A 19,692-nucleotide genomic window follows, 5' to 3' on the forward strand; every position below is an offset into this window, starting at 1 on the left:
CCGTGCGAAGACGCGGATATTCCGGGTACCGGAAAGTCAGTAACAAGCTAACGCGCGGCGCGGGAAATAGCGCCATTTGGATGCAGTGCAAATGCTTTGGTCCCAACGCGTTACAAAGTTAGTTTGCATGTAGACCAATGTATTATTGACGCAAACCAACGGCTCACCGCATTCTGCCCGGGGGTGCCAGCGGGTTCGTCACGGCATCGACACCCGTGACGGCCGTTCGGAGACGCGCCGCCACCTGGACCGATCGGGTATACTGAACGAACGCGATCGCGCACCAGCCTGGTGATGCGTCTCGCAGTCAGCCACGGCGATGAGGAGCAACCATGGCGAAGCAATGCCAACACCTGAGCGACGTTCGCGACGTTCGCCCCCACACGCCGAACGGCTGTGAGGAATGTCTAAAGATGCATTCATCGTGGGTGCATCTCCGGCTTTGCCTCGAGTGCGGCCACGTCGGCTGTTGCGACGACTCACCCAATCGCCACGCGACGAAACACTTTCACTCGACGGCGCACGCCATCATCAAGAGCTTCGAGCCGGGCGAGGATTGGGGCTACTGCTACGTCGACGATCTGATGTTCGAACCGGCGCCGACGCCCCAGTAGCGGATGCCCCCGGACGTTCGAGGCGCCGCCGACTCGGCCTGGCCGAGCCTCTCGCTGGAGGCGTGGCGCGATACGCACGCCACGCTGCACATGTGGCTGCAGATCGTCGGCAAGACGCGTCTTGCGCTCGCGCCGATGGAAAATCACTGGTGGCAGACGACGCTGTACGTCACGCCGCGAGGCTACACGACGTCCGCGATGCCGTACGGCACACGCACACTCGCCGTCGACGTCGACTTCATCGATCACCAGCTGAACGTGCGAACGAGCGACCGCGCCGCGCGCGTCATTCCGCTCGTTCCGAAATCCGTCGCGACATTCTACGCCGAGTACCTCGACGCATTCCGGTCCCTGGGCGTCGACCTCCATCTCTACCCGGTCCCCGTCGAGGTCGAAACGGCGATTCCGTTCGCCGACGACGACCAGCACGCCGCCTACGATCGCAGCGCTGCCGAGCGCTGCTGGCGCATGTTCGTGCAGGCCGATCGCGTGTTGAAGCAATTTCGCGGCGGCTTCATCGGCAAAGCGAGCCCGGTGCATTTCTTCTGGGGCAGCTTCGATCTGGCGTACACGCGCTTCTCCGGCCGGCGCGCGCCGCCGCATCCTGGCGGAGCTCCGCACTGCCCCGCATACGTCATGGCCGAAGCCTACTCGCACGAGTGCAGCAGCGCGGGCTTCTGGCCCGGCGGCGGCGCGATCACCGAGCCGGCCTTTTATGCGTATGCGTATCCGGAGCCGCCCGGGTACGCAGACCGTTCCGTGGCCGCCGGCGCATTCTACAGCCGCGATATGGGCGAGTTCATCTTGCCGTACCGAGTTCATCTTGCCGTACGAGGTAGTGCGGACCTCCGTCTCGCCCGACGCGACGTTACTCGCGTTTCTCGAAAGCACGTACGCGGCGGCGGCGGATCTCGGCCAATGGGATCGAGCGGCGTTGGAACGTGCGCGCGCGATCGACCGCGGTGCGTCGCCGGCGAGCAGTGAAAAAGCCAGTCAAGTCATCGACTCGACTGGCTATCCGTGATTGCATGAGACTTCCGCAATATCGAAACTGGAACGTCGCGGGCCGCGAATCAGTCAATCCGATCGCAGGATCGTCGTCGGCGTGACGCGCCCAAGCCGCCAGGCCGGCAGGCCGGCAGGCCGCTCGCAACCATAGCGACGACGGCGAACGCCGGCCGCCGCCGTAATGAGCCCACCGCAAATCGCACGTCGCCGCTCGTCTGCTCGAGCAAGCGCGTGCCGCGCCCGTCACGAACAGCTTCCTTCGCCCGCTCCACGCCGCCAAATGCAACGAGCGCGGCGCGCCTCGCCACGTCCGCGCCCATACCGCGCGCGACGTTGAGCTCCGTCGCACGTTCGAGATGAAAGCGCAGCTCTCGATCCATGTCGTGCTCGACCCAGTCGCGGCGCAGCGCGGCACGCAGCCAGAGTCTGGACGCTCGGAGGAATTCATCTCAGCGCTCGGCGACCAGCACGAGATCGACGGCGTCCGCGAACCGGCGCCAACCGGTCGTCTCGGCGGATAGCGGACGGTGTCCGGCGGCCGTGAGACGATAATACTTGGCCTCGCGATTGTTCTCAGTGGTGGACCATTCGCTCGTCACGAGCTCTTTGCGGTCGAGCCGGTAGAGCGCCGGATAGAGCGACCCTTGACCAATCTGCAGCGCGTCGCGCGATAGCTGCTCGAAGACCAAGGGGCCGAGCAATCAACCGGTGGCAAAGGCTGGGTGGGAGCATATCCCACCGGCTTTGGAGCGGCGCCGACGAAGCTGGGCTCCTCCACCTTGCCGCGGCAACGCCGTTGTCCTAGCTTCCCCTCTAATTCAGAGGGGTACCGCTGAGCGCGCCAGTATGTCGACGCCATCGGCCATAGCGCGCACGAAATCACAAGGAGGAATAGGAGACATTCCTCATGTCACTGTGTCTCTTGTCGGAGCTATCAATGCCGTTCGCCTTACCGGTGACGATACTGAGGATCAACCGAGCGGCCAGCGCGACGCTTCTGACCATCGCCGTCGTGCGAAGCGCGCCCGTTCTCTGCCAGGCGGCGGCGATCGCCGTTCCGTCGGCAAAGACTGCGGTCGGGCCGTTCGACGTCCGCATCGTGCAGCGGGCCGCGGCGCTGCTCTCGTCGCCCGGACACTGGAATCGTGTCGACCGCGGTGGATGCCCCCGGGAGGACACGACGTATACGGTCCGGTGTGCGTTGGGCCGCGCCATCAAGGAAGCGGCCGGGCTCGAGTGGAATCCCGCGGCCGCTGGCGCCCCCGCCAATACGAAGTCATCGCCCCGGCCGATCGAATGCGCACTACACGTCTCGGCTGATGACCCAGGGGGATCGTGTGGCACGCTGTGGGAAGAGGTGCCCGTGTTCTTCGTCTCGCGAGCCAAAACGATCAGCAGCGGCGTGTGGCGCAAGGACGCGCAGCCAACGGAAGTGTGGGCCGGCACGATGGCCGACGCGGAGGGGCCGGTCAACTTCGAAGGGCGCCACGGCGTGGACGTCGTCGCTCGGCGAAAGGGGTCTGACCCGCTCATTGAATTCAACAATGACTCGACGACGACGTTTGCCGACGTGCGGGAATACTTCCGCGAGTTGGAAGCTCGAGTGCAACAGCATGCGGCGTCGGACATGGAACGCGTCGCGGACAGTGTGGAGATCGAGATCTATAAGGGCGGCCACGGCGTGATCCGAACCTACAACGGCTGGTTCCCGGTATCTGGCTTCACGGCGCACGGCTCGCGCATCACGTTCCGGATGGACACGACGAAGGAGATCGCTCCGAATGCGGTCGATCGCCAGATCCTGGTGCGCGCCATGAAGATCCTGTCGTCGGATTCCGTGTGGAATCGCGCCGACGACCGCACGTGTCCGGCGCACGCCACGAAGTGGAGCATCTACTGCGCGGTGGAGCAGGCGGAGATCGACGTGGCAGGCGGATACCATCACCGCCGGCCCGCGGGCGAGCTGGTGCGCGAGATCGTCGACGAACGCACGAAGTCGCGGAATTATCACCATCGCATGATGGACTACAACAACGATCCGACGACGACGCTGGCCGACGTGCAGAGCCTGTTCGCCGAGGCGATCGCGCGAATCAGGCCGTAGGGCTGCAGATTCGGTTGGTTTCTTCCAATAGCAGGGGTGGGACTCGAACCCACGACCCCGGCATTATGAGTGCCGTGCTCTAACCACCTGAGCTACCCTGCCAACACGTGCCGCCAACAACCACATACCCTGAAATCAAACGGCCGGCCCCTAAGGACCGGCCGTCCGAATAGCGGGGGCGGGATTTGAACCCGCGACCTTCGGGTTATGAGCCCGACGAGCTACCAGGCTGCTCCACCCCGCGGCAGTGACCGTAAACTAAGGGTACGTCAAAGCGTGTCAAGGCGACTTGGGTGCCTTCGCCACCGTGTCCGGCGCACTGCTGAATCGATACAGCAGTTCCTTGTTGCCGCGCACCATACCGAACACTTCACGCGCGATGCGCTCCTGCGTCGCCGGATCGTGCTGCACCTTGTCCTTGTAGCGCGTGAGCGAGTCGACGACGCGCTGCAGTGAATCAACCGCTTTGGTCACCCGCGCGCGCTGGCGCTTCTGACGCACGAGATCCGTCGTGCCGAACTCGCCACCCTGTACCGCGAAGGCGAGCCCGGCCAGCCCGAGCGCCGCAATGATCAGGCGGCGAACGACGGTGCGACCATCCACGGTCAGAGCGGTCAGATACCGTACAACGCGCCGCCCGGGAACTCCGCGGCGCCGCCCAGCTGCTCCTCGATGCGCAGCAGCTGATTGTACTTCGCGATGCGATCGGTGCGGCTCGCCGAACCGGTCTTGATCTGCCCGGCTCCGGTCGCGACCGCGAGATCGGCGATGAACGTATCCTCCGTTTCACCGGAGCGGTGCGAGATCACCGACAGATAGCCCGCCGCGCGGGCCATCTCGATCGCCTCGAGCGTTTCGCTGAGCGTGCCGATCTGATTCACCTTGATGAGGATGGCATTCGCGACGCCGCTCTCGATGCCGCGCGCCAGACGCTCGGTATTCGTCACGAACAAGTCGTCGCCCACGAGCTGGCAGCGATCGCCGAGCGCCGCGGTGAGCTTCGACCAACCATCCCAGTCGTCTTCGGCGAGCCCGTCTTCGATCGACACGATCGGATACTCGTCGATCCATGACTTGTACAACTCGATCATCCCTTCCGCGTCCTTCGTCCCTGCTCCGCTCTTCTTGAACGTGTATGCGCCGTTCGAGTACAACTCGCTCGCCGCGCAATCGAGCGCGAGCGCGATCTCCTTGCCTGCGGCGTAGCCGGCGGCGTCGATCGCCTCGAGGATGACCTTGATCGCTTCCTCGTCGTCGCGCAGATCCGGCGCGAAGCCGCCCTCGTCGCCGACGCCCGTCGCGAGCCTCCGCTTCACGAGCACTTTCTTCAACGCGTGGAAGACCTCGGTGCCCATGCACAGCGCGTCGGCGAACGTCTCGGCGCCGATGGGCACGATCATGAATTCCTGAAAGTCCACGGTGTTGGTGGCGTGGGCGCCGCCGTTGAGAATGTTCATCATCGGCACGGGCATGACGCGCGCGAGGGGACCGCCCAAGTAGCGATACAGCGGCATCGTGACAGAGGCCGCGCCCGCGCGCGCAACGGCGAGCGACACGGCGAGAATGGCATTGGCGCCAAGGCTCGACTTGTTCGGCGTACCATCGAGCTCGATCATCGCGCTGTCGATGCCGAGTTGGTCGGTCGCGTCGCGGCCTTGCAGCGCCGGAGCGATCGTATCCTCGACGTTCTGCACGGCGTGCTGAACACCCTTGCCGCCATAGCGGCCCGAGTCTCCGTCACGCAGCTCGACGGCTTCGTGTTCGCCGGTGCTCGCGCCGCTCGGAACGGCGGCGCGGCCGGTCACGCCATTCGCGCACAGGACGTCGACTTCGACGGTCGGATTGCCACGGCTATCGAGAATCTCTCGCGCCTTGATCTGTGAGATGGTTGCCATGCCGATAACGCTAAAACCATCCGGCGTGGTTGTCATCTCGACGCGCGTGCATTACTCCACGGGTACGCAAATCTCGGTGAGCAATTCTTCCTTCGGCGTGCGCGTTGGATCGTTGAGGTAGCGTTCGTAGCTTTCGCCCTGGGCGATCCGAACGGCGTTCGCGGGAATCCACTCGCCCATGAAGCGCGCCCACGTGTCGCCGAGCCGCTCGTACGGTCCCTTGTGTACGGTGCATGCGTATCGCCGGGCCGGGAGGCGGTGCTCGGTGAGCGTGTCGGGAATCTTCACGCCCTCGGGCACGACGATCGCGGCGTCGGAGCGGAGCTGATCGGCCGCCGTGGACTCCGGGTCGTCGTGATAGAGTGCGATCATCACCGCGCCGGGGTGCCCGAAGAGACCCGCCGGTCCGGCAATCGCACCCAAACGCCCGAACGCCTCGTTGATCTGGATGTACGGGCCGATGTGTCGCACGCCCGCCGCGCGCATGGCGGGTTTGTCCTCGATGTCGACGTGCATGTCGAGTCCTCCGGTGTGTCGTGGTGTGAATGCGGCGATCGCGGCCGCGGCGGCATTCGCGGCGTGCGGCTCGTAGTGTACACCGCAGGCAGCCGCGAGCTCGATCCGCGCCTGTGAGAGTTTTCTAAATTCGGTCGGCGGCATGTTGTAGTTCGCGCGAAAGGCGCGCGTGAAGGCCTCGTGCGTGTCGTAGCCCGCGCCGAACGCGACGTCGGTGACGGGCGCGCCGGAGTGTGCGAGTCGCCACGCGGCGCGCTCCATCCGCAGGCGCCGCACGAGCTCCATCGGGGTTTCTCCGACCATGCCGCCGAACACGCGATGAAAATGGAACGGCGACAGACAGGCGTCGCGCGCCAGCGACTCGAGGTCGAGCGCGGCATCGAGATGATCGACGACGCGCGCAAGCACGCGGCGTACCGCCTGGCCGTAGAAGCTCCGCGTTCCCGGTTTCATTGCACGGGAATGTAGGAAGCGCCGACGAGACGCGCTTGATATTTCTTGCGAAGTTTCGCGGCGTTGTCGCGCGCCGAGCGCGGGGCTTACACGCCCGCGACCGGATGCTCCGACGTCGACACGCCGTAGATCGCGCGTAGCGCGTCTGCCATCCGGGTCCACGTTTCCGTCATCAATTCGGCGCGATGATCGTAGTCGTAACCGACCGTGGGCAAAGGCTCCAGAAAGTGGAGCTCGATCGTGCCGGGCCGCACGCGAAACGTGCCCTTGGGCATCACTTCGCGCGCACCGTAGACGACGGTGGGAATGATCGGCGTCTGTGACGCGATCGCGAGCACGAACGGCCCCTTCTTGAACGGTCGAAGATGGTAGTCCTGGCCGCGCGTCCCTTCCGGGCAAACGATGATCGCGCGCCCGCGCTGCACTTCCTTCGCGGCGACCTTGTACGACTCGAACGCCGCTTTGCGATTCTCGCGCTCGAGAAACACGATGCCGGCGCATTCGGCCGCGAAGCCAAAGACGGGGATGCGACGAAGCTCAGCCTTCGCGACGAAGCTGCACCACGGCACCTGCGACGCGAGCGCGAAGATGTCGAACCAGCTCACGTGGTTGGCGACGAACACCGAGCCCGATGCGCGATTCAGCCGTTCCGCGCCGTTGACGTGCACGGTCACTCCCGCCGCGCGGTTGATCGACCGCGCCCACGTCCGAACGGCGCGGGAATAGATCGAATCCGGCCCCTGCGGCCGTCGGAGCAGACGAGCGACGATGACCGTTGGCCCCAGAATCATCGTCATGACCAGCGCGACAAGCGCGACGAACAGCGATCGCATCAACGCGAAAAGTGATCGTGGCCCGCGCTGATTTCAACGCGCGCGCCCATTGCGTCCTTCACGTGAACGCCCACGCCGCTCGCCTCCGGTTGACGGACGCGGCCAATCTCCGTCAGCGGAATGCCGAAGCGGGCTTCGAACGCGCGTGTATCGAACGCCGGCCCGGTCACGAGCAGCTCATATTCTTCCCCGCTGACGAGCGCGTCGCGCGCATCGATGCCGCCGATGAGCGGCAACCGCGGCGCGTCGATCACGATCCGCGCATCGCTGGCCGCGGCGAGATGACCGGCATCCGCAACGAGACCGTCCGAAATGTCGACGGCCGCCGACGCACCCTGCCACGCGAGCCATCGCGCCTCGGCAAGTCGCGGCACCGGATGCGCAAAGCGCTCGTGAAACCGCTCAGCACGTTCGCCGCGACGGAGTGCAGTCAGCGCAGCGCCGGGTGCGCCAAGCCGGCCCGTCACGAACAGCTTGTCTCCAGGCGTGGCGCCACTGCGCATCAATGGCGCGAACGCGTGTCCGAACACGGTCGTGGTGATCGAAAGCTCGCTGCCAGAACTGATATTGCCGCCGCGAATTACCGTGCGAGCAGCGGTCACCGCTTCACCAAAACCGTCCGCCAACTCGCCGAGCGACTCGCGCGCATCGCTCGGTACGACCAGCGAGATCAACACGCCGCTCGGGTGCGCGGCCATCGCCGCGAGATCGCTCAGCGCCGCGGCGACGGCGCGATATCCGATCTCGCGAAGTGAGAGCCAGTCACGCCGAAAATGGCGTCCGTCGACCGCCGTATCGACGCTCGCGACGACCCGATCGCCGCGTGGCGGCGACCACACCGCCGCGTCGTCGCCGACGCCCTGGGCTCGCGTGCCCCACCGCGCAAGCAGCTCGCGGATGGCGTCGAATTCCGCGCCCGGTCCAAGTGCGATCTCGCCCGTCATCTACCGATCGCCGGCAGCTCGGCGAGTACGGGATATCGCGTCGGCCGATCGTCGAACGTCCAGCTCTGGCGCAACTCGGCGACGACGTCCTCGAGCGAGATTCCGCGCACGCCGGCGCTGCTCGGAATGCGCTCCGCCGCGCGGCCGTGAACGTAGGCCCCGATCGCGCCGGCAACGAACGCGTTTCCGGTTTGAGCGAGCATCGTTCCCGCGATGCCGCTCAACACGTCGCCGCTGCCGGCAGTCGCGAGCGCGGGCGTACCCGTCGCGCTCACGAGCTGCGCGCCGCCGCGTGACGCGATGATCGTCGGCACACCCTTGAGAAGAATCGTCGCGCCCAACGCCGCTGCCTCGGAGCGAGCGACGTCGAAGCGATTCGCGAGCACCTCTTCGGCCGGAATGCCGCTGATGCGCGAGAACTCGAGCGGATGCGGCGTCAGCAACGCGGCCTGGTCGCCGATCAGTCCCGCGAGCAGCTGTGCGCGTCCCTCGAACAGCGTGATCGCGTCGGCATCGAGCAACATCGGACCATTCCAATTATGTAATACCAATTCCAGTATCGCCCGGCTGGCATCGGACCGGCCGAGTCCGGGACCGATGACGACGGCGTCGGCCCATTCGGCGATGGTGGTGCGGACGCCATCCGCATCGGTCGGCCACGGCGCGGCGAGCGCGTGAGGCTCGGTCTCCTGAATGACCGGCACGCTCGCCGGGTCGACCACCAGCTTGACCATGCCGATCGCGCTGCGCATCGCGCCGCGGGCGGCCAGGACGGTTGCGCCCGCCATCCTGGCCGAGCCGCCGACGATCGCCAGCTTCTTTCGCGTGCCCTTGTGGGCTTCGGCGCCGATCGGCGGCAGATTTGCCGCGACGTAGGCATCGTCAATGAGCGAGGGCGCGCCGTCGTCGAGTGAGCTGTGGACGCCGAGCCCGATGTCGAGGACGACGATCGTTCCGCAAGCGTCGCGGCGTATGAGGTGTGCGCGTTTGATGGTGCCGAAGGTCAACGTGCAGTCGGCCGAGATGGCGTGCTCGCTCGATTCGCCCGTCGTCGCGTCGACGCCGCTCGGCAGATCGAGCGCAACGACAACCGCGCCGCGCTGTCGTACGGCGATCGTCAGCTCGGCACACTTCGCGAACGCACCGGTGAGGTGTCCTCGGCCGCCGGTGCCAAACAACCCATCGACGACGATGCGTTCGACGCCCGCGATCGAATCAGTCGCGTCCGTGCCGGACACGAGACTGCCCTCGGGAAGCGTCTCGAGCGCGAGCGCGCGCTCGGCCGACGCATCGGGTGTCTTCGCTTCGATCGGCTCCAGAACGCGGACGCGTGCGCCGGCAGCCGACAACGCGCGTGCGACGACCCAGGCATCGCCGCCGTTGTTGCCCGGACCCGCAAGCACCAGGACGCCCGCCGACAACCGATCGCGATAGCGGAGCGCGATCTCGCCCGCGGCCGCGGCACCGGCCCGTTGCATGAGTGCGCGCGACGGCACGCCGGCGGCAATCGCCGAAGCATCTCGCGCCGCCGACTCCGAGCTCGTGACGACGCGGATCATAATGGAATGGGGTGGGGTGGACTGCTACTTCTGCGACGTTCCGACGGTGCGGCCGTAGCTCAGTTCACCGTTGTCGATGCGGACGTTGAAGCCGCAATCGGGATTGCTGCAGGCCCAGGCTTTATAGGTGATCGGCGCGCCATCGCGGCCATAGTCGCTCAAGGGAAGCAACGTACCCACGTTGCATTTCCTGCAGCTCGGAAATTCCATCGCTTTCTCCATGCCCACCCTCTCCCATCATCACGTCGTCAAACGCGCTCGCCATTCGTCGCGGACGCGCCGCAGGATGAATCGCGATCTCGAACCTCAGAACGCTAAACGGTCAACACTCCGGACCACGGATACTCGCGCTCGAACGCCTGATCGAAAGCAAACACTTCGGCAAATTCTTCGCGCGTGTCGGTGGGTTGGCTCATGAGAAGCCCCAGGTCGACCAGCGTGAAGACGACATCGCCGATGTCGGCCGAGCTGCGGACGCCCCAGTGCTCGAGCACCAGGCGGGCCATGACGCCGAACCGGTCCAGCGCTAGATCGCGGCAGGCCAGCGCGAGCTCTCGCCCATTGATGTGGCGGCGCTCGTCCAGACGCTGCTGGCAGTACTCGAGGGCGGCGAGCACGAACAGATAGGCGCGCTCGTCAAAGCGCTGCTCCCGCAGCCGGATGCGGTCCATGATGCCGTCTCGAAACGCCAGTTCCGCCACTATCCCAGGTACCTCCGTACCTCAACAGTCCAAAGAAACGGCGAGACTCGCGGTCCCGCCGATGGAGACAAAATGACGGCTGTTCAGCGCCGCCACAACCCTTTCGGGCCACTGAATGACGCTCGAAAAGGCTGAGGCAGGCGGCGTGCCGATCCAAATGGTAGATTATTTGACAACGGTTACTGCGGGTGATGCTGATTTCTGCCCGCAACATGGTCATTCACCTTGTCCACCGAACCCGATGCCGACGAAGCGCGCCTTCAAGTACGACGTAGCGATCACCGCTGCCGACTTCGACGCACTCGCGGTGGCGGAGCTCAAGCGCCGCCTCGAGCAGCGTCTGTCGAAGCCCGTGTTCGTGGCGCCGAAGACCGCTGACAAGCCGCGCACCGCAATCGCCAACGCCGCGATCAAGAAAACGATCGAGAAGGATGCGCGTGTGGTCGTCGTGCTCTTTCAGCGGCTGTGGGGCGCGTCCGAGACGAGCGGCATCGAAGCCGCGGGCGTGAAGGCGCGCATCGGCACGACGAAGAAGAAGGACGTCGTCGTCATTCCGATCGACAACGCGCCGATTCCGAGTTGGATGAAGGCGACGATTCTCAGGTCGAGCGATTCGCCGACTGGCCAGCTCGCGATCGACACGATCGTCGGGGCGGTCGTCGAGGCGGGTGGTGCGCCGAAGAAACTGACGGAATCGGCGATCGCCGCGCGTGCAGCGGACGATGAACAGCGTGCGCGCGCACGGGCGTCGTTCCTTTCGTCGCAGCGCGCGATGGCGCTCATCAACCGCGAGCTCGACTCTCTCTCGGCGACGGTGCTGAAGCTGTGCGAGGCGCCGGGTACGCTGCCCGCGGGACTCGCCGCCGAAGCGCGGCGCACCCCCGATCGCTACACGGTGCAGATCGGACCGGTGGGCTTGAGCTTTTCATGGATTCGCGGCCGCTCGAACGCCATCGCTGACGGACAACTGCTCGTCATCGAGTGGGCGGGACAGCTCGGCGACCAGAATGGCGTGGCCGACGCCAAAACCGCCATGCCCGCGTTCGAGCACGTGTTGCAGCCGCACGCCACGAGCCCGGAAGATTGGCAGTGGCGGCGCACCGACCTCGATCTGTGCTCGTACACGACGCGCGATCTCGCCGCGCAATGCGTGGCGTCGGTGGTGCGGCGGTTGCCCGCGCAGGCCTAACTTGTCATCCTGAGCGAAGCGAAGGACCCCTTCCACGTCGGAGGAGATTTCTCCGGCGACCAAGAGGTCCCGCGGGCCTTCCGGCCCTCAGGATGACATGTTCAGGCGTACAGCGGAAATTTTCGCGTCAGCGCGCGAACTTCGTCGCGCACCGCGGTTTTCTCGCCGGCGTTCTCCGGATCTTTGAGCACGCGGTCGATCAAGCCCGCGATCGTGGCCATTTCCCGCTCGCCCATACCCCGCGTCGTCACCGCCGGCGTGCCGATGCGAATACCGCTCGTGACGAACGGCGACTGTGTTTCCTTCGGCACCGTGTTCTTGTTGACCGTGATCGCCGCATCGTCGAGCGCGAGCTGCGCGACCTTGCCCGTGAGGCCGCGGTTTCGCAGATCGACGAGCATGAGGTGATTGTCGGTGCCGCCCGACACGATCTGAAAGCCGCGGTCCATCAGCGCCTTCGCCAGCGCTCTCGCGTTCGCGATGACGCGCGCCGCGTAATCCTTGAACGACGGATCGAGCGCTTCCTTGAAGCACACAGCCTTCGCGGCGATGATGTGCTCGAGTGGACCGCCCTGGCTGCCGGGAAACACCGACTTGTCGATCGCCTTCGCGTGCGCGGCCGTCGATAGAATCAATCCACCGCGCGGGCCGCGCAGCGTCTTGTGCGTCGTGGACGTCACGACGTCCGCATGGGGAATGGGCGACGGATACACGCCCGCCGCGACGAGCCCCGCGAAGTGGGCCATATCCACCATGAACACCGCGCCGATCTCGCGCGCGATCTCGGCGAAGGCCGCGAAGTCCACGACGCGCGAATACGCGCTATATCCGGCGAGCACCATGCGCGGGCGATGCTCGCGGGCCTTGGCGCGCACGTCGTCCATGTCGATCAAGCCTTCGTCGGTCACGCCGTATGACACCGCCTTGAACAGCATGCCGGAGAAATTCACCGGCGAGCCGTGCGTGAGATGTCCGCCGTTCGACAGATCCATGCCCAGGAACGTGTCGCCCGGTTTGAGGAACGCGGTCATGGCGGCGTAGTTCGCCTGCGCACCCGAATGCGGTTGCACGTTCGCATGCTCGGCGCCGAATAATTGCTTGGCGCGGTCGATCGCGAGCTGCTCGACCTGGTCGACGACCTCGCAGCCGCCGTAGTAGCGCTTCCCCGGCAGTCCTTCGGCGTACTTGTTGGTCAGCGGCGAGCCCATCGCTTCGAGCACCGCGGGCGATACGAAGTTCTCGCTCGCGATGAGCTCCAGGCCATCCTTCTGCCGGCAGATCTCTTCGTCGATCAGCTTCGCGATGTCGGGATCGCGCTCGCGCAGTGCCTTGCCGGGCGAGCAGAGCGGATGGTTCGTCCAATCAGTCATGTGTCATCCCTGAATCGTTTTCAAGTTTTCTCAATCTTCTCGACGCGCCGAGCATGTCTGCCGCCTTCGAACGGCGTTTCGAGCCACGTTTTCAGAATGGCGACGGCCTTGTCGTCATCCACGAAGCGCGCCGGCAGCACGAGCACGTTCGCATCATTGTGCTCGCGCGCCAGCTTCGCGATTTCAGGCTCCCACGCGACCGCCGCGCGAACGTGCGGATACCGATTGGCCGTGTAGCTCATGCCAAGTCCCGTGCCGCACATCAAGACGCCGCGCTTGACCTTCCCTTCACTCACCTGCTGCGCCAGCGGATGCGCGAAGTCGGCGTAGTCCGACGACTGCGGGCTGGCGGTGCCGAGATCGTCCACGTCGAATCCGAGCTCGGCGAGCTTGCGCTCGAGCTTCTCCTTCAATGCGAAGCCGGCGTGATCGCTGGCGATGAGGATGCGTTCTTTCATGGGCGTATGGGCGTATGGGGGCGTATGGGCGTATGGGCGTGAGGATTGTCATACGCCCATTCGCCCATGCGCCCACGCGCCTATTTATTCGGCCACTGCGGCCACGTCCGCACCATCGAGCCCACCGCCTGAATGCGCTGTTCGGCGAGACGGTCCGCGGCGAGATACGTCGGAATCTTGTCGTTCTTCGCGATGGCGAAGACCTTGAGAATCGTATCGTAGATCTCGTCGGCCTTGCGGAACGCGCGAGCCGACGTCCAGCCCGCGAGCTCGCTGTAGACGTTGATCACCCCGCCCGCGTTCGCGACGTAATCCGGCGCGTACATGATCTTGCGGTGCTCGAGCTCGTCGCCATGACGCTCCTCGAGCAGCTGATTGTTCGCTGCCCCCGCGACGATCTCGACCCTGAGCTGCGGGATCGTCTTGTCGTTGATGATCGCACCCAGCGCGCACGGCGCGAAGATGTCGGCCTGCGCGCCGTAGATCTCGTCGGCGGTCACCGCGCGCGCGCCGAACTCGCTGACGACGCGCTTCACGCGCTCGGCGTCGATATCGGTCACGATGAGTTTCGCGCCCGCCTCGTGCAATTCCTTCGCGAGATAATAGCCGACGTGGCCACACCCCTGAACGGCGATGACCTTGTTGGTCAGATCGTCGGAGCCCCAGCGCTCCTTGGCCGATGCTTGAATGGCGCGAAAGACGCCGTGCGCGGTGACCGGCGACGGGTCGCCGGAACGACCGGCGAGACCGCTGACGTAATCGGTCTCCATGTGGACGTAGTCCATGTCCGCGGTGCTCGTGCCAACGTCTTCCGCGGTGATGTAGCGGCCACCCAGACTTTCGACGAACCGGCCGTGCGCGCGGAAGATCATCTCACGATCGGCGGTCTTGTTGTCGCCGATGATGACCGACTTGCCGCCGCCGAGGTTCAAGCCCGCGACCGCGTTCTTGTAGGTCATGCCGCGCGCCAACCGCAGCGCATCGACGATGGCGTCTTCGTCCGTGGCGTAACTCCAGAAGCGCGTGCCGCCGAGTGCGGGCCCAAGGACAGTGCTGTGCACGGCAACGATGCCGCGATATCCGGACGCCGAATCCTGGCAGAGCACGAGCTGCTCGTGGCCCATGTCGGCGATGGTGTCGAAAAGCTTCATGGTTAGGGATAGATGATTGTTATGGGCGTGTGGGCGTGTGGGCGTATGGGCGTGTGGGCGTGTGGGCGTGTGGGCGGCGCGCAGTTAGCGATTGTCATACCCCCATACGCCCATACACCCATGCGCCCATACGCCCATACGCCCGTCATTTCGAATACAGCTCGCGTGCAATCACAATACGTTGAATCTCCGAAGTCCCCTCGTAGATCTCCGTGACCTTGGCGTCGCGGAACAGCCGTTCCACCGGATAGTCCTTGACGTAGCCATAGCCGCCGAAGATCTGAATGGCCTGTGTCGTCACCCACATCGCGGTTTCGCTCGCGAGGAGCTTGGCCATCGCACTGTACTGCGTCATGTGCTCGCCGCGATCCTTCGCGCGCGCCGCCATGTGGAGCAACGCGCGCGCCGCGGCCACGCGCGTCGACATGTCGGCGAGCTTGAATTGTATGGCTTGAAATTCCTTGATCGGCTTGCCGAACTGCTTGCGCTCCGCCGCATACTTCGCGGCGTGTTCGAGCGCCGCCTCGGCGATGCCGATCGACTGCGCGGCGATGCCGAGTCGCCCGTTATCGAGCGACTGCATGGCGTAGATGAACCCGCTGCCCACCTGGCCGAGCAGGCGGTCGCCGGGCACGCGCATGTCCGAGAAGTGCAGCTGCACCGTCGGCGAGGCGCGCAACCCCATCTTGTCTTCCTTCTTGCCCACGCTGAAGCCCGCGAGCTCCGGCGTGACGATGAATGCGCTGATGCCGCGCGCGCCGCGCCGGTCTTCGGGATTGTCGGTGCGCGCCATGACGATGATGACGTCGCCCTTCGTGCCGCTCGACACCCACGCTTTCGTGCCGTTCAGGATCCAGTCGCCGCCGTCGCGCACCGCCTGCGTACGCAGCGACGCCGCATCCGATCCCGCCTCGGGCTCGGACAGCGCGAACGCGCCGAGCATCTCGCCGCGCGCCAGGGGTTTTAGAAAACGCTCTTTCTGATTCTCTGATCCCCACCGCAGGATCATCTGCGTCGGCAGCGAGTTGTGCACGCTCACCAGCACGGCCACCGACGCGTCGACCGTCGCGATCTCCTCGAGCGCCACGAGATACGTCAGCGTGTCGAGACCAAGCCCGTCGTACTGCTCCGGGATCATCATGCCGAGGAAGCCGAGCGCGCCCAGCTTCTCGACGATGGACGGCTCGAAGTGCTGGTCGCGGTCCCACGCCTCGGTGTACGGCGCGATCTCACGCTGCGCGAACTCGCGCGCCGTCTTCTGAATTTCGCGCTGCTCTTCGGTGAGAGGGGTGAGAGCCCAAGCCATCAGCGATGGGCGTTGGGCGATGGACGACGGGCGCTGCGGCGATTCAGCCTAGTAGGCATAGAAGCCTCGTTTCGTCTTTCGGCCAAACCACCCAGCGGCGACATACTTCCGCAACAGCGGACAGGGGCGGTACTTCGGATCGCCCAGCCCATCGTGCAGGACCTCGAGAATCGCCAGGCACGTGTCCAGGCCGATCAAATCGGCGAGCGCCAACGGACCCATCGGATGATTCATTCCGAGCTTCATCACCGTGTCGATCGCGTCCGGTGTGCCCACGCCTTCCATCAGGCAGTAGATCGCCTCGTTGATCATCGGCATCAGAATTCGATTCGCGACGAAGCCCGGATAGTCCTGCACCTCGACCGGCGTCTTGCCGACCGCCTTGCTCAGCGCGAGCACGCGCTGCGTCGTCTCGTCGGACGTCGCGAGGCCGCGAATCACCTCGACCAGCTGCATGACCGGCACCGGATTCATGAAGTGCATGCCGATCACGTGATCCGGCCGCTTCGTGCGCGCCGCGATCTCCGTGATCGAGATGGAGCTGGTGTTCGTCGCGAGAATCGCGTCGCCGCCGGCGACGCGATCGAGCTCCCCGAAGATCTTGAACTTGAGATCTCGATTTTCAGTCGCGGCTTCGACGATGAGCGTCGCATCGGCCGCCGCGTCGACCGACTGCGCCGTCCGCACTCGGCCCAGGATCGCGTCTTTGTCCGCCGCCTGGAGCGTGCCCTTCTTGATCTGCCTGTCGAGGTTGCCGGCGATCGTTCCGCGCCCGCGCTCCAGCGCGTCGGCAGACACATCGATCATCGTCACGTCGAACCCGTTCTGCGCGAAGACGTGGGCGATGCCATTGCCCATCTGTCCCGCGCCAATCACGGCCACACGTTCGGCCATCCGTCAATTCTCCTGAGATGCTTCAGATACGAGAGATGCTTGCGATGCTCGAGATGCTGTAGGCGTCGCGTCAAACCGCCGCCGCGCCGCGAACATGAACGCCATTCCCGCCACCATGCCGAGCGCCGCCGGAACGCCGCCTTCAGGCCCCCATGGCCCGCCCGTCGCCCAATCCGGACCCGAATCAACATAACGGTAGATGGGCGATTCCATGCGGATGCCGCTCACGGCGGTATGAAAGAGCACGGCCATCGTCCAGTTCCAGGCGAAATGCGCCATCCACGCGGCGTACAAGCTTCGCGTCGCATAGAGCACCGCGGCGAGAAAAAATCCGGCCAGCGTGACGAGCCCGAGCGATCCCGCCGTCGCATCGGGATTCGCGAAGTGCAGCAGCCCGAACGCAAGGCTCGTCGCCACGATCGCGGCGGTCCATCCCCAGCTCTCGCGCAGCACGGAAAGGATGTACCCGCGCGTGAGCAGTTCCTCGAGCAGCGCAGCAGGCAGCAGCGTCAGCGTCACGCGAAGCGCCGCCGGCGTCCACGAGCCCGGCGGCGAACCGACGTTGCGCATCCAGTGCGCAACCAGCAACAGCGCCACGGGCAGACCAATCGCGAACGCGCCGACGGCGAACCCGTACGCGAGCGCCGAGGGGCGTGCCGCCGAGCGATCGAGCCACACTTCACGCCACGTGCGCTTGTCGATCTGCCGAACGCAGATCGCCGTCGCGCCGAGCGCCGCGATCGCGATCACCCACGAGCTGGTATCGACGCCCGCCAGCCCCACGCGAGCGAACGACCACTCGAAGATCGGGCCGACAAGGCTCTGCACCACCACCACGCCGACAAACGTGATGGCGATGAACGCGACAATCCGCCAGGGCGCATGGAGCTGGCCGCCCGGGCCGTACAGGAATCGCCGCGCGTTCAATCCCGGCGGCGAACGATGGCGGCGGCGACCAACGCTTTCACGACGTCGAGCGCCGCGAACGGCGTGACGCCGAGTTGAATCGCGCGCGTCACGCTCGCGTCGAGCAGCGACAGTACCGCGATGCCGCCCACGTAGATCACGGCGATGCCCGCAACGCCGGCGAGCCAGCGGCCGCGCAAGGTCGCCGTGCGCCGTGCGAGCGCGCCCGCGACGTACGCGGCGACGGGATACGCGAGCAGGTAGCCCCCCGTCGGTCCCATGAAGCGCGCGATGCCCGGCGCTCCCAACGGCGTGAACACCGGCAGTCCGGCCGCGCCGGCAGCGAGGTACAGCATCATGCTCGCGGCACCGACGCTCGGTCCGAGCATCATGCCGGCGAGAATGACGAGCATCGGCTGCAACGTGATCGGCACCGGGGTCCCCGGCAGCGGGAGGGCGATCTGCGACGCCGCGGCGACGGCGGCGGCAAACAACACCGCGCCGAACACGCGATCCGACGCGAAGACGCGGCGCGCGTTTTCGCGCCTGGAAACGAGTGTCGTCGACATGTCAGTCGACATGTCAGTCGACTCGCGAAACGCTGAGCGCCACGGCATCGCCGCCGCCGAGACACAGCGTGGCGAGCCCGGTGGTCTTGTTGCGATCCTTGAGCGCGTAAAGCAGCGTGGTGAGGACGCGCGCGCCGCTCGCGCCAATCGGATGACCGAGGGCGATCGCGCCGCCGTTCACGTTCACGCGATCCCAATTCCACGACAAGCCCTGCCCGTCCGCAATCGCCTGCGACGCGAACGCTTCGTTCGCTTCGATGAGATCGTAATCTCCGATCGTCGTGCCGGCGCGCTTCATCAAGTTCTGCACGGCGTGAATCGGGGCGAAGAAGAGATCCTGCGGCTCGGTCGCGCCGGTCGCATACGCGTCGATGCGCGCGAGAATCGTGAGACCGTTCGCGCGCGCGTACTCCTCGGACGTCACGACGAGCGCCGATGCGCCGTCGTTGAGGCTCGACGCATTGCCGGCCGTCACCGACAACGATTCGTTCTTGTCCTTGCCCGGAAACGCGGGACGCAGCTTCGCGAGCGTTTCGGACGTCGTGTCCTTGCGCGGGCTTTCATCGGTGTCGACCGTCGTGGGTCCCTTGCGACCCGGAATCTGCACGGGGACGATCTCGTCCTTGAACTTGCCGGCGTCGATCGCGGCCACGGCCTTGGCGTGCGACTTCGCGGCGAATTCATCCTGCATCTCCCGCGTCACGCCCGCTTTCTTCGCCGTATACTCGGCGTGGCCGCCCATGTGGACGTCGCAGAACGAGCACCACAGGCCGTCCTTGATCATGCCGTCGACCAGCTGTTGATCGCCGAGCTTCACGCCGCCCCGCATGCCATAGTTGTAATAGGGCGCGTTGGACATCGACTCCTGGCCGCCGGCGACGACGACCTGTCGATCGCCCGCTTTGATGCCCTGCGCCGCGAGCATCACGGCTTTGAGTCCGGAGCCGCAGACCTTGTTGACGGTGAGCGCCGAGATCGTGGCGGGAATACCGGATTTCAGCGCGGCCTGGCGAGCCGGCGCCTGGCCAACGCCACCCTGGATGACGTTGCCCATGATGACTTCTTCAATGTCGTTCACGTCGATGCCGGCGCGCTCGACGGCGGCGCGGATGGCGACGGCGCCGAGCTCCGGCGCGGCAAGCGGCGCGAGGCCGCCCAGAAACTTTCCGATCGGCGTGCGGGCCGCCGAGACGATGACGGGGGTGCGAGAGGTGTCGGGCAT

The 19,692-nt window shown here is 65.5% G+C and carries 22 protein-coding genes and 2 tRNA genes; 4 read left to right on the forward strand and 20 right to left on the reverse strand.

Annotated elements, in window-relative coordinates:
• Positions 1 to 332: 332 nt before the first annotated feature.
• Together VN706_22130 and VN706_22135 are read left to right on the forward strand one after the other, a co-directional pair.
• Entirely contained in the window at positions 333 to 614 is a 282-nt protein-coding gene (locus VN706_22130; protein HXT18346.1) for a UBP-type zinc finger domain-containing protein, read from the forward strand.
• 3 nt (positions 615 to 617) lie between these two features.
• On the forward strand, positions 618 to 1,598 hold the full coding sequence (locus VN706_22135; protein ID HXT18347.1) for a DUF5996 family protein: 981 nt from the start codon (positions 618 to 620) through the stop codon (positions 1,596 to 1,598).
• An 89-nt stretch (positions 1,599 to 1,687) separates the two neighbouring features.
• On the opposite strand, the gene VN706_22140 is transcribed toward VN706_22135, so the two are convergent.
• Both VN706_22140 and VN706_22145 read right to left on the reverse strand, forming a co-directional pair.
• A complete protein-coding gene (locus VN706_22140; GenBank protein ID HXT18348.1) occupies positions 1,688 to 2,041 on the reverse strand; it encodes a permease prefix domain 1-containing protein in 354 nt (117 codons plus the stop codon).
• A 30-nt stretch (positions 2,042 to 2,071) separates the two neighbouring features.
• Complete coding sequence (locus VN706_22145; GenBank protein HXT18349.1) at positions 2,072 to 2,323, reverse strand: helix-turn-helix transcriptional regulator; 252 nt, start codon at positions 2,321 to 2,323, stop codon at positions 2,072 to 2,074.
• 236 nt (positions 2,324 to 2,559) lie between these two features.
• Here VN706_22145 and VN706_22150 point away from each other — a divergent pair, with 236 nt between their 5' ends.
• Entirely contained in the window at positions 2,560 to 3,726 is a 1,167-nt protein-coding gene (locus VN706_22150; GenBank protein ID HXT18350.1) for a hypothetical protein, read from the forward strand.
• Between the two features lie 28 nt (positions 3,727 to 3,754).
• On the opposite strand, the gene VN706_22155 is transcribed toward VN706_22150, so the two are convergent.
• From VN706_22155 to VN706_22200, 10 genes are all read right to left on the reverse strand, one after another.
• A tRNA-Met gene (locus tag VN706_22155) sits at positions 3,755 to 3,828 on the reverse strand.
• A gap of 68 nt (positions 3,829 to 3,896) precedes the next feature.
• A tRNA-Met gene (locus tag VN706_22160) sits at positions 3,897 to 3,970 on the reverse strand.
• A gap of 35 nt (positions 3,971 to 4,005) precedes the next feature.
• Positions 4,006 to 4,329 carry a septum formation initiator family protein gene (locus VN706_22165; protein ID HXT18351.1) on the reverse strand — a complete coding sequence of 108 codons (324 nt, stop codon included), beginning with the start codon at positions 4,327 to 4,329 and terminating at the stop codon, positions 4,006 to 4,008.
• 11 nt (positions 4,330 to 4,340) lie between these two features.
• Complete coding sequence (eno, locus tag VN706_22170) at positions 4,341 to 5,621, reverse strand: phosphopyruvate hydratase (protein HXT18352.1); 1,281 nt, start codon at positions 5,619 to 5,621, stop codon at positions 4,341 to 4,343.
• Between the two features lie 51 nt (positions 5,622 to 5,672).
• Positions 5,673 to 6,590, reverse strand: a complete 918-nt coding sequence (locus VN706_22175; protein HXT18353.1) for an AraC family transcriptional regulator — start codon at positions 6,588 to 6,590, stop codon at positions 5,673 to 5,675.
• 86 nt (positions 6,591 to 6,676) lie between these two features.
• A complete protein-coding gene (locus VN706_22180; protein HXT18354.1) occupies positions 6,677 to 7,423 on the reverse strand; it encodes a lysophospholipid acyltransferase family protein in 747 nt (248 codons plus the stop codon).
• Positions 7,423 to 8,367, reverse strand: a complete 945-nt coding sequence (gene thiL / locus VN706_22185; protein ID HXT18355.1) for a thiamine-phosphate kinase — start codon at positions 8,365 to 8,367, stop codon at positions 7,423 to 7,425. The genes VN706_22180 and thiL overlap by 1 nt, the downstream gene beginning before the upstream one ends.
• Positions 8,364 to 9,926 (reverse strand): NAD(P)H-hydrate dehydratase, encoded by a 1,563-nt coding sequence (locus tag VN706_22190; GenBank protein HXT18356.1) that lies wholly within the window; start codon positions 9,924 to 9,926, stop codon positions 8,364 to 8,366. The genes thiL and VN706_22190 overlap by 4 nt, the downstream gene beginning before the upstream one ends.
• A 24-nt stretch (positions 9,927 to 9,950) precedes the next feature.
• A complete protein-coding gene (locus tag VN706_22195) occupies positions 9,951 to 10,148 on the reverse strand; it encodes a hypothetical protein (GenBank protein ID HXT18357.1) in 198 nt (65 codons plus the stop codon).
• A gap of 92 nt (positions 10,149 to 10,240) precedes the next feature.
• Positions 10,241 to 10,627: a Minf_1886 family protein gene (locus tag VN706_22200; GenBank protein HXT18358.1), complete on the reverse strand. Its 387-nt coding sequence runs from the start codon at positions 10,625 to 10,627 to the stop codon at positions 10,241 to 10,243.
• Positions 10,628 to 10,868: 241 nt separating this feature from the next.
• On the opposite strand from VN706_22200, the gene VN706_22205 reads away from it, so the two are divergent.
• Positions 10,869 to 11,816 carry a hypothetical protein gene (locus VN706_22205; protein HXT18359.1) on the forward strand — a complete coding sequence of 316 codons (948 nt, stop codon included), beginning with the start codon at positions 10,869 to 10,871 and terminating at the stop codon, positions 11,814 to 11,816.
• A gap of 101 nt (positions 11,817 to 11,917) precedes the next feature.
• Here the strand turns inward: VN706_22205 and glyA are convergent, their stop codons facing one another.
• The 8 genes from glyA to VN706_22245 form a co-directional block, all read right to left on the reverse strand.
• The gene (glyA, locus tag VN706_22210; GenBank protein HXT18360.1) at positions 11,918 to 13,186 is read right to left on the reverse strand and encodes a serine hydroxymethyltransferase; all 1,269 of its coding nucleotides are present in this window, start codon (positions 13,184 to 13,186) and stop codon (positions 11,918 to 11,920) included.
• Positions 13,187 to 13,206: 20 nt separating this feature from the next.
• On the reverse strand, positions 13,207 to 13,644 hold the full coding sequence (gene rpiB, locus VN706_22215; GenBank protein ID HXT18361.1) for a ribose 5-phosphate isomerase B: 438 nt from the start codon (positions 13,642 to 13,644) through the stop codon (positions 13,207 to 13,209).
• A gap of 80 nt (positions 13,645 to 13,724) precedes the next feature.
• Complete coding sequence (locus tag VN706_22220; GenBank protein HXT18362.1) at positions 13,725 to 14,795, reverse strand: Glu/Leu/Phe/Val dehydrogenase; 1,071 nt, start codon at positions 14,793 to 14,795, stop codon at positions 13,725 to 13,727.
• Between the two features lie 145 nt (positions 14,796 to 14,940).
• Positions 14,941 to 16,101: an acyl-CoA dehydrogenase gene (locus VN706_22225; GenBank protein HXT18363.1), complete on the reverse strand. Its 1,161-nt coding sequence runs from the start codon at positions 16,099 to 16,101 to the stop codon at positions 14,941 to 14,943.
• Between the two features lie 48 nt (positions 16,102 to 16,149).
• A complete protein-coding gene (locus VN706_22230) occupies positions 16,150 to 16,995 on the reverse strand; it encodes a 3-hydroxybutyryl-CoA dehydrogenase (GenBank protein HXT18364.1) in 846 nt (281 codons plus the stop codon).
• A gap of 3 nt (positions 16,996 to 16,998) precedes the next feature.
• Positions 16,999 to 17,922, reverse strand: a complete 924-nt coding sequence (locus VN706_22235; protein ID HXT18365.1) for a CPBP family intramembrane glutamic endopeptidase — start codon at positions 17,920 to 17,922, stop codon at positions 16,999 to 17,001.
• Complete coding sequence (locus VN706_22240; protein HXT18366.1) at positions 17,919 to 18,482, reverse strand: biotin transporter BioY; 564 nt, start codon at positions 18,480 to 18,482, stop codon at positions 17,919 to 17,921. Before VN706_22240 ends, VN706_22235 begins: the two co-directional genes overlap by 4 nt.
• Position 18,483: 1 nt before the next feature.
• On the reverse strand, positions 18,484 to 19,692 hold the full coding sequence (locus VN706_22245) for an acetyl-CoA C-acetyltransferase (protein HXT18367.1): 1,209 nt from the start codon (positions 19,690 to 19,692) through the stop codon (positions 18,484 to 18,486).

It is taken from the genome of Gemmatimonadaceae bacterium, assembly GCA_035606695.1.
Taxonomy (GTDB): Bacteria; Gemmatimonadota; Gemmatimonadetes; order Gemmatimonadales; family Gemmatimonadaceae; genus JAQBQB01.